Genomic DNA, 12,479 nt, shown 5'->3' with positions numbered 1-12,479 from the left:
CCCTAAAACTGCACGCACAGGGAGAGAATATGAATTACCGCCTGACCGGTCTGGCGCTGGCCAGTGTATTGCTGGTGGGATGCGCCAGCTCCAAACCGGCTGACAACGATCAACCTGCGCAGCGCAGCGATCCGTTTGAAGGCTTTAACCGCACGATGTTTAATTTCAACTACAACGTGCTGGATCCGTATGTCGTGCGTCCGGTGGCGGTGGCCTGGCGCGATTATGTGCCGGTGCCTGCGCGTACTGGGATCAGTAATGTGCTCAGTAACCTTGATGAACCGGCGAGTATGGTCAACGCCTTCCTGACCGGCGAGCCGCGTCGTGCGATGATCCATTTCACCCGTTTCTTCCTGAACTCGACGTTAGGATTGGGTGGTTTTATCGACGTAGCGGGCAAAGCTAACCCTGAGCTGGCGCGTGAAGAGCCGCACCGTTTTGGTAGTACGCTGGGCCGTTATGGCGTCGGTTATGGACCTTATGTAGAACTGCCTGCTTACGGTAGTTTTACCCTGCGTCAGGATGGCGGGGACTATGTTGATACCCTCTATCCAGTGCTGGGTTGGCTGACCTGGCCAATGTCGATAGGTAAATGGACGCTGGAAGGGGTGGAAACCCGTGCGCAGTTGCTGGATAGCGATGCTATTCTGCGTCAGCAACAGGATCCTTATGCGTTTATCCGCAACGCCTATTTCCAGCGTAATGATTTCCTTGCCCGTGGCGGTAAGCTGAAGCCAGAAGAAAACCCGAACGCCAAAGCGATTCAGGGCGATCTCAATGAGATTGATGCGGAATAAATGAAAAGAAGGCGGCTGATTTAGCCGCCTTCTTATTTGTAGCGGCGCGATAAATCCCGCCGCTACGATCCGGGTGTGTTTTTACGCACACCCGTATTCATCAGAACTTATAGTTAAAGCCCGCCGCGTACAGCATCGCTTTCCCTTCCGATCTGAAGGTGTAGTTACCTTCTTTAATCGTTACGTTCTGGCCATGCATATAGGACACACCGATATCGACGGAAGCATCCTTGTTAAACGCATAGGACGCACCGGCGCTCAGCCACAGGCGATCCTGGTCTGGAATGGAGATGGAACGTTTATCTGCTGGTACCGGGCTGTCATCAAAGGCGATACCGCCGCGGAAGGTCCAGTTATCGTCGTAGAAATAGGTGGTACCCAGCGCGATACGGTAGGCGTCGTGGAAGCCTTCATCTTTATAGAACAGGGTCTGACCATTGTTGGTAGCTTTCAGCTCCTGGAACTGGCTCCAGCTGGTGTAGGTCAGGCTATAGTGCACCGCCCATTGTGGCGCAACTTTATGCCAGCCAGACACTTCCCACATTTCTGGCAGATTGAGTGTCAGTGAACCCGGGATCGTCGATCCCCCTGTGGCATACGGCAGACCTAAACCCATCGCCTGGTTAATGGCGTTAACAGAGGTCGGCAGGTCACTTTTGTAATCGCCATCAAAGTCGATTTTCACTTCAGAACGATAGGTAAAGCCGAAGCGGTTGTTTTTATCCACTTCATACAGGATACCAGCGTTCCAGCCATAGCCCCATTCGTCGCCTTTCAAATGGGCAATTTGGGTATTAGCCGGAAGACCCAGCGCAGCACCAGATTCACCGGCGTAACGTTCGATTTTCGCTTTGGCATACACCGCATCAAAACCGATACCAAAACTGAAATGTTCATTCAGACGATAAGCGGTGCTGATATTAAAATTACCGGTGGTTAAATCAGTAGTACCGCCGTAAGCGCCTGCGGTGTAACCGTTATTAAATTCTGTCGCCAGGCCATAGTTAGAGGTGACCGAAGCCCCCACCCACCACTGATCGTTAATCGGGTGCACATAGTGGATATTGGGAATCCACTGGTTCGGGGCGATGTTTTTGGCGTCGAGGCTACGGCCCGTTGGGCTGGTGCCGCTAATATTCACATCCGGGTCGATATACACCGCACCAATTGAAAATTCGGGGCGGTCCATCAATGCCATGGTTGCAGGGTTGCGGCTGGCGGAGGCGGCGGTATCACCCATTGCGCCTTCACCTGAATAGGCACGGCCTAATCCGATTGCTGAAAATTCATTAAGTTGAAAGCCAGCAGCGTAAACATGAGAAGAGACGAGCGCGACTGCAGCTGCCACAGCTGACTTTGCAAACAGGTTCTTATGGTTCATGACCACAACCTCATCAATTATTATTAAACGTTGTTACATCGCGTAACAAGGGACGGCGGATTGTAGGGACTGACGACAGAGACACATATCAGACCAGTGCGACGAGTATAGGTCGGACCTGTGTATTTGTTGCAATAATGTTTTTAAAATATTTCCAATTTGATCGATAAAATCAGATCTGCTTAACAAAATCCTTGCCGTTACGTTCCAGCATAGCGAGTCAAATTTGTTTTGGATCAATTTTTAGTGTGATATTCGTCACTTAGCAGGTTGAGCGTGGCGACGGTAAGGCTTCAGGCGTACACTTTGTGGCAGAAAAAATTCCTTTTTGTCTGTTTTATCGTCAGGAGAAAGCCATGACTGATGCCATTAATAAATGCAGCGCCAACGAAACCGCAGCCTGCTGCTGCGTTGATGTGGGGACTGTTGTCGACAACACCGATTGCACTGCCAGCTGGTCTGGATTGTTTGCCGACCGCCATGCGGCTGAAGCGATGCTGAAGCACCTGAGTGATCGGGCGCGTCAGGTTGAATCCGAGCCGTGCGATATCCGCCCCAAACTGGAGAATGAAGCCGAAGGCGTGCGCCTGAATATCGATTTCATCTTCGCCTGTCAGGCAGAATCCCTGATCTTCCAGCTCGGTCTGCGCTAATCCCCCCAACTGCCGGACTTGGTTCCGGCAGTGTTTGTTAATTTCGTGTTTCTCCTCGCACTTTTTTCCTCTGCATATTGGCGACTTACGCGCTCCTGGTTAACACTGATGATCAGGTCAGACCTCTTTGGGCAATGACGCCCCGGTCGAATAGCACAGGTGACAGGCAATGAGCAAAGCGCAGCCGCTGCTGACGCGTCAGGGCGAACGCATCGCCATAACCCACGGACTCCGTACCCCCTTTGCCCGCCAGGCGAGTGATTTTCATGGTATCCCGGCGCTGGAGCTGGGACGGATGGTGGTGAGCGAATTAATGGCCCGCAGCGAATTGCCGGTGGAGGTTATCGACCAACTGGTGTTCGGCCAGGTGGTGCAAATGCCGGAAGCACCCAATATCGCCCGTGAAATCGTGTTGAGTAGTGGATTGAGCGTGCATACCGATGCGTACAGCGTCAGCCGGGCCTGTGCCACCAGTTTTCAGGCAGTGGCAAATGTGGCGGAAAGTCTGATGGCGGGTAGCATCGATGCCGCTATCGCTGGCGGCGCGGATTCCTCTTCGGTATTGCCGATTGGCGTCAGTAAAACCCTGGCGCGCGCGCTGGTTGATCTGAACAAAGCGCGTCGCTTCAGCCAGAAACTGCAAATTTTACGTCGCCTGCGCCCGCGTGACCTGTTGCCGGTGCCACCGGCGGTGGCTGAGTATTCCACCGGACTGCGCATGGGAGACACCGCCGAGCAGATGGCGAAAACGCACGGCATCACCCGCGAGCAGCAGGATGCGTTAGCCCTGCGTTCACATCAGCGTGCGGCGCGTGCCTGGCAATCTGGTGTGCTGGCGCAGGAAGTGATGCCTGCCTTTGTGCCGCCGTGGAAAGCCCCGATCGAGCAGGATAACAACGTCCGTTTTAACGCCAGCGCTGCTGACTATGCGCGGCTGCGTCCGGCGTTTGACCGTCAGCATGGCACAGTAACCGCCGCCAACAGCACGCCGCTCACCGACGGTGCAGCCGCCGTGATTCTGATGCGTGAAGGGCGTGCGCGTGAGTTGGGCATCACTCCGCTTGGGTATCTGCGCAGCTACGCGTTTAGCGCCATTGATGTCTGGCAGGATATGTTGCTGGGACCGGCCTATGCCTCGCCTTTGGCGCTGGAGCGTGCCGGTATTGGCCTCAACGACCTGACCCTGATTGATATGCATGAAGCTTTCGCCGCACAAACCCTGGCAAATTTGAAAATGTTTAATGATGAACGCTTTGCGCGCGAGGTGTTAAATCGCCCGCATGCGCTCGGTGAGGTGAATGAAGAACGTTTTAACGTGCTGGGGGGATCGATCGCCTATGGTCATCCCTTCGCCGCCACCGGCGCGCGGATGATCACCCAGACGTTACAGGAATTACGGCGACGCGGTGGCGGGCTGGGACTGGTGACCGCCTGTGCAGCGGGTGGCTTAGGCACCGCAATGGTACTGGAGGCCGAATAATGCATGATTCTGCGTTCCACCTGCATATGCGCCTCGATCACATTGGCGTGATCACCATTGATGTACCGGGCGAGAAGATGAACACCCTGAAAGCTGAATTTGTGCCGCAAATTCAGGCGGTGCTGGCAGAAGCCCGCCGCGATCCCGAGCTGGTCGGGCTGGTGTTGATCTCCGGTAAACGTGACAACTTTATCGCTGGCGCGGATATCAGCATGATTGACCGCTGTCAGACGGCGGATGACGCCGAAGCGCTGGCACGGCAAGGACAAGAAGTGATGGCAGCCATTGCGGCGCTGCCGTTTCCGGTCGTGGCGGCGATTCACGGTGCCTGCCTGGGGGGCGGGCTGGAGTTGGCGCTGGCCTGTGATGCACGTATCTGCTCGCTGGATGACAAAACCCGTCTGGGTCTGCCGGAAGTCCAGTTGGGATTGCTGCCCGGTTCTGGCGGTACGCAACGTTTGCCACGGTTAATTGGCCTTCAGCAGGCGCTGCCGTTGATCCTGACCGGGAAACAACTGCGGGCGAAGCAGGCGTTAAAGCTGGGGCTGGTTGATGACGCGGTCCCGCAATCCATTCTGCTGGAAACCGCTATTGCGCGAGTGCTGAAGGGGAAAAAGACGCTGCGAACGCTGCCATGCCGTGATCGACTGTTGCAAGGGCCAATCGCCCGGCAGGTGGTGTTCGCGCTGGCAAAACGTCAGACCGACAGCAAAACCCAAGGCAACTATCCGGCTGTCGCGCGTATTTTACAGGTGGTGCGTACCGGGCTGGAGCAAGGTAGCAGCGCCGGTCATGAAGCAGAAGCGCATGCCTTTGGACAACTGGCGATGACCCGCGAATCGGTCGCGCTGCGCAGTTTATTCTTTGCCTCCACGGCGATAAAGAAAGAAGCCTTTGCTGATGCTGAACCGCGCGAGCTTCAGCATATCGGCGTGCTCGGTGGCGGGCTGATGGGCGGTGGTATCGCCAGCGTCACGGCGTTGAATGCCGGATTTCCGGTACGTATTCGCGATATTAACCTCAGCGGCATCAATCATGCGTTGCAATATAGCTGGGATCGCCTGACGCAGCGTCTGAAACGCCGCCAGATCAAGGCGGCTCAACGTCAGCAACAGATGGCGTTAATTAGCGGAACGCAGGATTATCAGGGCTTTGCCCGGCGAGACCTGGTGATTGAGGCGGTATTTGAAGATCTGGCGTTGAAGCAGCAGATGGTGGCAGAAATTGAAAGCCATTGTCAGCCGTATACCATTTTTGCTTCCAACACCTCATCGCTGCCAATTGGCGACATTGCTGCCAAAGCCCAGCGCCCGGAGAACGTGATCGGTCTGCATTTTTTCAGTCCGGTAGACAAAATGCCGCTGGTGGAGGTGATCCCGCATGCAACCACCTCGGCAGCAACCCTGGCGACTACCGTGCAGCTGGCGCGCCAGCAGGGTAAAACCGCCGTGGTGGTGGCGGATAAACCGGGCTTCTACGTCAACCGTATTCTGGCGCCCTATATAAATGAAGCGATGCGTTGTCTGCTGGAAGGCGAACCAATTGAACATATTGATCGAGCGCTGGTGAAGTTCGGCTTTCCGGTGGGGCCGTTGCAGTTGCTGGATGAGGTGGGGATTGACGTTGGCAGCAAAATCAGCCCGATTCTGCAACAGGCATATGGCGATCGTTTTAGCGCGCCGGAGGCCGTCGCGGCGATTCTGGCTGACGATCGCAAAGGACGTAAAAACGGCAAAGGCTTCTATTTATATCAGCGCGCACGTTTCCCGATGAAACGCAAAGCCGATCCGTCGCTTTACACGCTGCTCGGCATCAAACCGCAGGCCAGGCAAAGTGAAGGGCAAATCGCCACGCGCTGCGTCATGATGATGCTGAATGAGGCCGCACGCTGTCTGAACGAAGCGGTGATTCGCAGCGCGCGTGATGGCGACATTGCCGCCGTGTTAGGCATTGGTTTTCCGCCGTTCCTGGGCGGCCCCTTCCGTTATATGGACACGCTGGGTGCCCCGGAAATGGTCAATACATTAAACGCCTTAATGCAGCAGCACGGTGATCGTTTCGCACCTTGTGACACCCTGATGACAGTGGTACAAGAGTAAACGAAATTTTACACTTCTGCACAAATCTGAATAGGCTTACAGATTCAGCGGGTTAGAAAGGCGGTTCGGATAAGGCTTATGCGGTAGCATTCTGAGATATGCTTATTTAATAAACAACCGGTTGACTATACTGAAGCCATTGCGGTAAAACACAGCGTTCATTCGCAGAATGAAGCGTCTGGTGCTGTGGTACCGGATGATATCGACAAACAACAGCGGTGCTTTATGCAAGTTTTTATCATGCGTCATGGCGATGCGGCTCTGGAAGCAGCAAGTGATTCAGTCAGACCACTCACGCTTTGCGGATGTGACGAATCACGCCAGATGGCGAGCTGGCTCAACGGCCAGGCGCTGGATATCGAACGGGTGCTGGTCAGCCCCTATCTGCGTGCCGGGCAAACCCTGGCAACGGTACGCGAAGCCCTGACGCTGCCGGAAGGGCAGGACGTGTTGCCAGAGTTGACGCCGGGTGGCGATCCGGGGCTGGTGGCCTGCTATTTACAGGCGCTGGCGAACGAAGGGGTGAAATCGGTACTGGTGATTTCGCATCTGCCGCTGGTGGGCTATCTGGTTTCCGAGTTGTGCCCACAGGAAACGCCGCCGATGTTCGCAACCTCCGCCATTGCCTGCGTCAATTTTGACCCGGCAACCTGCGAAGGCAAGCTGGAGTGGCAGGTCAGTCCCTCGAAACTGGCCAAAGCGATGTAATCCCGCTATGGGCCGCTGCGGCGGCCCCATCCCTCAAGGCAATTCTGGTGGTTGCCACTCTTCCACTTCAATTAATACCAGCAAGGCTGCATCGCCACCGAACAATTTTGGTGCCTGATGAAACGCCATCACCCACGGATGTTGTGCCAGCCACAGCGGCGTTTGCTGCTTGAGGATGTGTTTGCCGTGCCCGGTCATCACGCTGGCGCAAAACAGGTGCTCGCGCCGACAGGCGGCGATCAGCGCACCCAGCTCCTGCTTGGCTTGCATCTGGGTTAAGCCGTGCAGGTCGAGAAAGATCTCCGGGGTGTAGTCGCCACGCCGCAGTTTTTTCAACTCATAATGGCTGACATCGGCGCGCACATAACGCACCGGCCCGTCGCTGGACAGCAGCGGCTGAAACTCGTCGGAGAAATAATGGCTATTATCGGCCTGTTCGGAAAGCAGCCTTTTCAGCGGAACTTCACGCGTTTTCACCACCGGTTTATGCACGATGGTGTCCTGTTTCAGCTTGCGTGTTCCGGTCATTAACTGGCGGAACAGCGCCTGATCGTCCTGGCTTAGCGGCGTCTTTTTACTCATGTCTCAATTGGTATCTTCAGGAATGGCGAGGGGTTCTGAGGTCCTACCTTACCTTTAAGTGTTAACAAATGTCAGCTTTTTCGCCTCGCCGCGCTGAATTCTGCCCGGCTTCGTGGCAAACTATCGGCCGATTGATTTTATGGCCTGCTGGAGGGCTACGTGGACAAAATTTTCGTCGATGAGGCAGTCAACGAACTGCACACCATTCAGGATATGCTGCGCTGGGCCGTCAGCCGTTTTTCTGCGGCCGGTATCTGGTACGGTCACGGCACAGACAACCCCTGGGACGAAGCGGTACAACTGGTCCTGCCCACCCTCTGGCTGCCGCTGGATATCCCGGAAGATATGCGCCATGCGCGCCTGACTGCCAGCGAGCGTCATCGTATCGTTGAACGCGTAATTCGCCGCGTTAACGAGCGCATTCCGGTGGCCTACCTCACTAACAAAGCCTGGTTCTGCGGCCATGAATTTTACGTTGACGAGCGCGTGCTGGTGCCACGTTCGCCGATTGGCGAATTGATTGAGAACCGTTTTGCCGGACTGATCGCCGAAAACCCAAACCATATCCTTGATATGTGTACCGGTAGCGGTTGTATCGCCATTGCCTGCGCTTATGCTTTCCCGGAAGCCGAGGTGGATGCCGTTGATGTCTCCACCGATGCACTGGCGGTCGCAGAGCAGAACATCGAAGAACATGGTTTGCTGAACCACGTAACCCCGATTCGTGCCGACCTGTTCCGTGGCCTGCCAGAGGTGAAATACGATCTGATCGTCACCAACCCGCCTTACGTCGATGCCGAAGATATGGATGACTTGCCGGGTGAATATCGTCACGAACCGGAACTGGGGCTGGCCGCAGGTAGCGATGGCCTGAAGCTGGTGCGTCGTATCCTCGCCTGTGCGCCAAATTACCTGAGTGAGCAGGGCGTGCTGATTTGCGAAGTGGGCAACAGCATGGTGCATATGATCGAACAGTATCCCGATGTGCCTTTCACCTGGCTGGAGTTCGACAACGGTGGTGACGGCGTATTTATGCTGACTCGTCAGCAAATCGTTGACGCGCAGCATCATTTCTCATTCTTTAAAGACTAAAAGCGAACAACGCAACAAGGATTCAGCATGGCCGGAAACAGCATCGGACAATTTTTTCGAGTAACCACGTTTGGCGAGTCGCACGGTATTGCGTTGGGCTGTATTGTCGATGGCGTACCGCCGGGCATCCCTCTGACCGAAGCCGATATTCAACACGATCTCGATCGTCGTCGTCCTGGTACCTCGCGTTACACCACCCAACGCCGCGAGCCGGATCAGGTTAAAATTTTGTCAGGCGTGTTTGAAGGTGTGACCACCGGCACTTCAATTGGTCTGCTGATTGAGAACACCGACCAGCGTTCCCAGGATTACAGCGCCATCAAAGATCTGTTCCGTCCCGGCCATGCAGATTACACCTACGAGCAAAAATACGGCCTGCGTGATTACCGTGGTGGTGGCCGTTCCTCGGCACGCGAAACGGCGATGCGCGTGGCGGCGGGTGCCATCGCCAAAAAATACCTACAGATGAAACACGGCATACAGGTGCGTGGTTATCTGGCGCAGATTGGCGATGTGGCTTGTGAGTTGAAGGACTGGAGCATTGTCGAAGAAAACCCGTTTTTCTGCCCGGATGCTGACAAGCTGGAAGCGCTGGATGAACTGATGCGTGCGCTGAAAAAAGAGGGTGACTCCATTGGTGCCAAAGTGACGGTGATGGCAGAGAATGTCCCACCGGGCCTCGGTGAGCCAGTGTTTGACCGTCTCGATGCTGACCTGGCCCATGCGCTGATGAGTATCAACGCCGTGAAAGGCGTTGAGATTGGCGACGGCTTTGCGGTGGTGAACCAGCGTGGCAGCCAGCATCGCGATGAAATCCGTGCTAACGGTTTCCAGAGCAACCATGCGGGCGGTATTCTCGGCGGTATCAGCAGCGGCCAGACCATCAGCGCGAACCTGGCGATGAAACCGACTTCGAGCATCACCGTACCGGGTAAAACCATCACCCGTGACGGCGAAGAAGTTGAGATGATCACCAAAGGTCGTCACGATCCCTGCGTCGGTATCCGCGCGGTGCCGATCGCCGAAGCGATGATGGCGATCGTGCTGATGGATCATCTGCTGCGCCAGCGTGCGCAGTGTGCTGACGTTAACTCCACTGTTCCACGCTGGTAAATCGATGCGTCGTCTGCTGCTTACCCTTGCCGCGCTGCTGTGTACCGCCGCCGTCAATGCTGCCACACCGTGGCAGCAAATTTATCAACCGATTAGCGGTGCGCCACAGTCAATTGGCAGTTTTGCCAATGGCTGCATCGTGGGTGCCCAACAACTGCCGTTGAACTCGCCCGATTACCAGGTGATGCGTCAGGACCAGCACCGCTATTTTGGTCATCCTGATTTGATCGCCTTTATTCAGCGCCTCAGCAACCAGGTGCATCAACTGCAACTGGGGCAGGTGTTGATTGGGGATATGGGTATGGCGGCAGGTGGACGTTTTAGCAGCGGTCACGCCAGCCACCAAACCGGGCTGGATGTCGATATCTGGTTGCAACTGCCACGCAATCGCTGGACGGCGCAGCAACTGTTAAAACCACAACCTCTCGACCTGGTCGCCCCGGATGGCAAGCAGGTGGTGGCGCGTCATTGGCAGCCGCAGATCGATAGTCTGATCAAACTGGCGGCGAAAGATGATGAAGTGACACGTATTTTCGTCAATCCGGCGATCAAAAAGCAGCTTTGCGCCGATGCAGGAAGCGATCGCGGCTGGCTGAATAAAGTGCGTCCGTGGTTTGCGCATCGCGCACATATGCATGTCCGACTGCGCTGCCCGCCGGGGAGTCTGGAGTGTCAGGATCAACCTGCGCCGCCTCCGGGAGACGGTTGTGGTGCGGAACTGGAAAGCTGGTTCCTGCCGAAACAGCCAGGCACCACGGCCCCGGTCAAAAAAGAACCACCACCGCTGCCCGCTTCGTGTCAGGCATTGTTGGATAACCATCTGTTATAACAGGGATGTAACAACATTATGGAATGGTTTGTAGCCAGCCCTCTGGTGCTGGTGGTGTTATTTGGTGTCTCGGTGCTGGCGGCTTTTATTGATTCCATTGCCGGTGGGGGTGGCCTGTTGACCCTGCCGTCATTGCTGGCGGCCGGACTTTCCCCGGCCCAGGCGTTAGCCACCAATAAGCTGCAATCGGTCGGCGGCTCTTTCTCCGCCAGCCTGTACTTTGTGCGTCGTGGGGTAATTAACCTTCGCGCACAGCGGTTGAATATCGCCATGACCTTTATCGGCGCGATTTGCGGTGCGGTGCTGATCCAGCATATCAAGGCCGATATTCTGCGCCAGGTACTGCCGCTACTGCTGATCAGCATTGGCCTATGGTTCCTGCTGATGCCGCGTATTGGTGAGCAGGATCGTGCGCAGCGTCTGCACGGTTTGGCTTATGCGCTGGTGGGCGGAGGCTGTGTCGGTTTTTACGATGGCTTCTTCGGTCCCGGTGCCGGTTCCTTTTACGCGCTGGCTTTCGTCACCCTGTGTGGTTTTAATCTGGCTAAAGCGACCGCGCACGCCAAAATCCTCAATTTCACCTCCAACTTCGGCAGCCTGCTGTTCTTTATGTTTGGTGGCAAGGTGGTGTGGGGCACCGGCCTGATTATGCTGCTGGGTGCGTTTTGCGGTGCCAGACTCGGCGCGCGTCTGGTGCTGAGCCGTGGCCAGAAACTGATCCGCCCGATGGTGGTGACGGTCTCTGCGGTGATGAGCGCCAAACTGTTATGGGATAGTCACGGCAGCGCATTGCTGGCATGGATGGCCACCCTGTGATCAAACACTCGTCAATACCGGCAGCCGATGCGACAATGACGCCGGTTTTCAACAGAACAATGACATCATGAGTACAACACACCATTACGAGCAGCTGATTAGCGTGTTCGATAGCTGCTTTCAGGACGAGTTTCAGACGCGTCTGGTTAAAGGCGACGACGAACCCATTTATCTTCCGGCAGATGAAACCTCACCGTGGCATCGCATCGTCTTTGCGCACGGTTTTTACGCCAGCGGCATGCATGAAATTTCCCACTGGTGTATCGCCGGTGAGGCGCGGCGTAAGCTGGTGGATTTCGGTTACTGGTATTGCCCGGACGGGCGTGATGCGCAGACGCAAAACCAGTTTGAATCGGTGGAGATTAAGCCGCAGGCGCTGGAGTGGATGTTTTGTATGGCGGCAGGCTTTCCCTTCAACGTAAGTTGTGACAATCTCGAAGGAGATTGTGAGCCAGATCGCATTGCGTTTCAGCGGAAGGTGCATACCCAGGTGATGACCTACCTTGAGCAAGGCATTCCGGCGCGCCCGGCACGGTTTATTCAGGCATTACGAGATTATTACGACACCCCTGCGCTGACTGCGGCACAGTTTCCCTGGCCGGAAGATCTGTGACCATTAATGAAGGAAAAATTGAGATGATCGTAGAATTTGAGTCACGCATTCTGGCGCTGATTGACGATATGGTGGATCACGCCAGTGACGACGAATTGTTTGCTGGCGGTTATCTGCGTGGACACCTGACGTTGGCGGTGGCCGAAATTGAACAAAGTGGCGAGCACACGCCGGAAGCGCTACAGATTCAGGTCACTAACAGCCTGCAAAAAGCCATCGCCGCCGGTGAGCTGTCACCACGCGACCAGGCGCTGGTAGTGGGTATGTGGGAAAACTTGTTTAACCAGGCCCGTCAGACCGTCTAAGCCGCTTCCGT

At 55.6% G+C, this 12,479-nt stretch carries 13 protein-coding genes; 11 read left to right on the top strand and 2 right to left on the bottom strand.

Annotation, left to right across the window (positions count from 1 at the left end):
• Positions 1-29 precede the first annotated feature (29 nt).
• Complete coding sequence (mlaA, locus tag L579_RS15435) at positions 30-797, top strand: phospholipid-binding lipoprotein MlaA (RefSeq protein WP_021185130.1); 768 nt, start codon at positions 30-32, stop codon at positions 795-797.
• 100 nt (positions 798-897) lie between these two features.
• Here the strand turns inward: mlaA and fadL are convergent, their stop codons facing one another.
• Positions 898-2,178 (bottom strand): long-chain fatty acid transporter FadL, encoded by a 1,281-nt coding sequence (fadL, locus tag L579_RS15430; protein ID WP_021185129.1) that lies wholly within the window; start codon positions 2,176-2,178, stop codon positions 898-900.
• A gap of 356 nt (positions 2,179-2,534) precedes the next feature.
• On the opposite strand from fadL, the gene L579_RS15425 reads away from it, so the two are divergent.
• From L579_RS15425 to sixA, 4 genes are all read left to right on the top strand, one after another.
• Entirely contained in the window at positions 2,535-2,831 is a 297-nt protein-coding gene (locus L579_RS15425) for a YfcZ/YiiS family protein (protein WP_081692788.1), read from the top strand.
• A 169-nt stretch (positions 2,832-3,000) separates the two neighbouring features.
• Positions 3,001-4,311 carry an acetyl-CoA C-acyltransferase FadI gene (gene fadI / locus L579_RS15420; RefSeq protein ID WP_021185127.1) on the top strand — a complete coding sequence of 437 codons (1,311 nt, stop codon included), beginning with the start codon at positions 3,001-3,003 and terminating at the stop codon, positions 4,309-4,311.
• The gene (fadJ, locus tag L579_RS15415) at positions 4,311-6,410 is read left to right on the top strand and encodes a fatty acid oxidation complex subunit alpha FadJ (protein ID WP_036626829.1); all 2,100 of its coding nucleotides are present in this window, start codon (positions 4,311-4,313) and stop codon (positions 6,408-6,410) included. The genes fadI and fadJ overlap by 1 nt, the downstream gene beginning before the upstream one ends.
• A gap of 225 nt (positions 6,411-6,635) precedes the next feature.
• A complete protein-coding gene (sixA, locus tag L579_RS15410) occupies positions 6,636-7,118 on the top strand; it encodes a phosphohistidine phosphatase SixA (protein ID WP_036626869.1) in 483 nt (160 codons plus the stop codon).
• A gap of 33 nt (positions 7,119-7,151) precedes the next feature.
• Here the strand turns inward: sixA and smrB are convergent, their stop codons facing one another.
• The gene (gene smrB / locus L579_RS15405) at positions 7,152-7,700 is read right to left on the bottom strand and encodes an endonuclease SmrB (protein WP_021185125.1); all 549 of its coding nucleotides are present in this window, start codon (positions 7,698-7,700) and stop codon (positions 7,152-7,154) included.
• A 159-nt stretch (positions 7,701-7,859) separates the two neighbouring features.
• On the opposite strand from smrB, the gene prmB reads away from it, so the two are divergent.
• The 6 genes from prmB (at position 7,860) to L579_RS15375 (ending at position 12,468) form a co-directional block, all read left to right on the top strand.
• On the top strand, positions 7,860-8,792 hold the full coding sequence (gene prmB, locus L579_RS15400; protein WP_021185124.1) for a 50S ribosomal protein L3 N(5)-glutamine methyltransferase: 933 nt from the start codon (positions 7,860-7,862) through the stop codon (positions 8,790-8,792).
• A gap of 27 nt (positions 8,793-8,819) precedes the next feature.
• Complete coding sequence (aroC, locus tag L579_RS15395) at positions 8,820-9,905, top strand: chorismate synthase (RefSeq protein ID WP_021185123.1); 1,086 nt, start codon at positions 8,820-8,822, stop codon at positions 9,903-9,905.
• A 4-nt stretch (positions 9,906-9,909) separates the two neighbouring features.
• Entirely contained in the window at positions 9,910-10,734 is an 825-nt protein-coding gene (mepA, locus tag L579_RS15390) for a penicillin-insensitive murein endopeptidase (protein WP_021185122.1), read from the top strand.
• A gap of 18 nt (positions 10,735-10,752) precedes the next feature.
• Positions 10,753-11,550 carry a sulfite exporter TauE/SafE family protein gene (locus L579_RS15385; RefSeq protein WP_021185121.1) on the top strand — a complete coding sequence of 266 codons (798 nt, stop codon included), beginning with the start codon at positions 10,753-10,755 and terminating at the stop codon, positions 11,548-11,550.
• A 67-nt stretch (positions 11,551-11,617) separates the two neighbouring features.
• Entirely contained in the window at positions 11,618-12,163 is a 546-nt protein-coding gene (locus L579_RS15380) for an elongation factor P hydroxylase (protein ID WP_021185120.1), read from the top strand.
• A gap of 23 nt (positions 12,164-12,186) precedes the next feature.
• Complete coding sequence (locus L579_RS15375) at positions 12,187-12,468, top strand: YfcL family protein (protein WP_036626867.1); 282 nt, start codon at positions 12,187-12,189, stop codon at positions 12,466-12,468.
• Positions 12,469-12,479: the final 11 nt, after the last annotated feature.

It is taken from the genome of Pantoea sp. AS-PWVM4 (genome assembly GCF_000468095.1).
Taxonomy (GTDB): domain Bacteria; phylum Pseudomonadota; class Gammaproteobacteria; order Enterobacterales; family Enterobacteriaceae; genus Pantoea; species Pantoea phytobeneficialis.
This window is presented reverse-complemented; position numbering and strand designations above follow the sequence as displayed.

Excerpts from the sequence above, each read along its gene's own strand:
- mlaA (WP_021185130.1), top strand. The coding sequence starts at position 30 with ATGAATTACCGCCTGACCGGTCTGGCGCTGGCCAGTGTATTGCTGGTG.
- fadL (WP_021185129.1), bottom strand. The coding sequence starts at position 2,178 with ATGAACCATAAGAACCTGTTTGCAAAGTCAGCTGTGGCAGCTGCAGTC.
- L579_RS15425 (WP_081692788.1), top strand. The coding sequence starts at position 2,535 with ATGACTGATGCCATTAATAAATGCAGCGCCAACGAAACCGCAGCCTGC.
- fadI (WP_021185127.1), top strand. The coding sequence starts at position 3,001 with ATGAGCAAAGCGCAGCCGCTGCTGACGCGTCAGGGCGAACGCATCGCC.
- fadJ (WP_036626829.1), top strand. The coding sequence starts at position 4,311 with ATGCATGATTCTGCGTTCCACCTGCATATGCGCCTCGATCACATTGGC.
- sixA (WP_036626869.1), top strand. The coding sequence starts at position 6,636 with ATGCAAGTTTTTATCATGCGTCATGGCGATGCGGCTCTGGAAGCAGCA.
- smrB (WP_021185125.1), bottom strand. The coding sequence starts at position 7,700 with ATGAGTAAAAAGACGCCGCTAAGCCAGGACGATCAGGCGCTGTTCCGC.
- aroC (WP_021185123.1), top strand. The coding sequence starts at position 8,820 with ATGGCCGGAAACAGCATCGGACAATTTTTTCGAGTAACCACGTTTGGC.
- mepA (WP_021185122.1), top strand. The coding sequence starts at position 9,910 with ATGCGTCGTCTGCTGCTTACCCTTGCCGCGCTGCTGTGTACCGCCGCC.
- L579_RS15385 (WP_021185121.1), top strand. The coding sequence starts at position 10,753 with ATGGAATGGTTTGTAGCCAGCCCTCTGGTGCTGGTGGTGTTATTTGGT.
- L579_RS15380 (WP_021185120.1), top strand. The coding sequence starts at position 11,618 with ATGAGTACAACACACCATTACGAGCAGCTGATTAGCGTGTTCGATAGC.
- L579_RS15375 (WP_036626867.1), top strand. The coding sequence starts at position 12,187 with ATGATCGTAGAATTTGAGTCACGCATTCTGGCGCTGATTGACGATATG.